The sequence below is a fragment of the Pseudoxanthomonas sp. LjRoot206 genome, assembly GCF_056175725.1.
This window is the reverse complement of record NZ_JBGFFI010000015.1, coordinates 1-1,249: the sequence shown is the minus strand read 5'-3', so window position 1 is coordinate 1,249 and position 1,249 is coordinate 1. Positions and strand designations below refer to the sequence as shown.

The window sequence follows — 1,249 nt, the reverse complement described above, 5'->3', positions numbered from 1 at the left end:
CGCGGCAGTTCCTACGAAAAAGTGGACACCAATTCTCTAGCGGCACTGCTCGAACTCCACCGGTGATCGATAGCCAAGCGCCGAGTGCAGGCGCTGGTGGTTGTAGAACTGGATGTAGTCGTTGACGGCCATGCGCAGCGAACGATCACTGTCGAAGCGGTGGCGGTGATACATGTCCGACTTCATCGACTTGTTCCATGACTCCATGTGTGCGTTGTCGTTCATGCGGCGCGGCCGGTTGACCGACTGCACCAGCCCGGACCGTCTCAGTCGCTGCCTGAAGTCGTTGGCCATGAACTCGATGCCGCGGTCACTGTGGAACAGCGTATCGCAGGCCGGCGTGCGTGTGCGCAGGGCGGCAGTCAGGGCGCGACGGGTCAGCGAGGCCGTGCGTTCGGATCCCAGCGACCAGCCCAGCAGGCGGCGGGAGTAGCGATCCATCACCGTGGCCAGATACCGCCATTGGCCGGCGACCTTGAGGTAGGTGACATCGCCGACCCACACCTGATCCTGTCGTTGGCAGGGCTGCTCGTGCGCACGGCTCGGGACGCTGTCCAGAAACCGCGCCAGGCCGGGGCGACGGCGGTACAGGCGGACCGAGCAGGCGCGCACGCCTTCCTGCCGCATCAGCCTTTCGACCCGACGGCGTCCGATCGGCTCGCCCTGTCGCCGGAGGGCGGCATGCACACGGGGACTGCCATAGGTCTGTCGGCTGGCCTCATGCACCTGGCGGATATTCTCTATCAGCGAGGCGTCCTGGATCCGGCGATCACTCACCGGTCGCCGAGCCCAGGCGTAGTAGCCGGCGGCACTGACCCGGTAAAGGCGGCACATCGCCCTCACCGAACAGGTTTCCTTGTGGTGTTCGATGAAGGCGAAGATTTCGCTTTTCGATCGGAAGTGAACGCGATCGCTTTTTTTAAAAGGTCATGCTCGAGCTTGAGTTGCTCGTACTGCCGCTTGATCTTGCGCAGCGCCTTCAGCTCGGCTGCCGTCGACGGATCCACCGGTGCACCCTTGGTCACGATAACGCCCTCCCGCGCGAGTCTTCGCCAACGAGACAGCATGAAGGGATGGATGTAAAGCGACTGGGCGACATCGCCGACCCGTACGCCGGGCTGCTGGCTCAAACGCACGGCAGAGGCTTTGAAGGCATCGCTGTAGCGATGGATGGTTCTGGGGCCTGGCTTGGGCATTGGGACACTCCTGAGGGTTAGGTCAAGGTGTCCACTAAACCGTAGGAACTACC

Annotated in this window: 2 protein-coding genes; both read right to left on the bottom strand. The window is 62.9% G+C overall.

The features are described from left to right. Window positions 1-36: 36 nt before the first annotated feature. A complete protein-coding gene (locus tag AC04MD_RS20220) occupies window positions 37-870 on the bottom strand; it encodes an IS3 family transposase (protein WP_475498987.1) in 834 nt (277 codons plus the stop codon). Continuing rightward, entirely contained in the window at window positions 840-1,196 is a 357-nt protein-coding gene (locus tag AC04MD_RS20215; protein WP_213605476.1) for a transposase, read from the bottom strand. Before AC04MD_RS20215 ends, AC04MD_RS20220 begins: the two co-directional genes overlap by 31 nt. Between the last annotated feature and the right edge of the window lie 53 nt (window positions 1,197-1,249).

Bases quoted from the DNA above. Each gene is read 5' to 3' on its own strand.
- AC04MD_RS20215 (WP_213605476.1), bottom strand. From the start codon at position 1,196: ATGCCCAAGCCAGGCCCCAGAACCATCCATCGCTACAGCGATGCCTTC.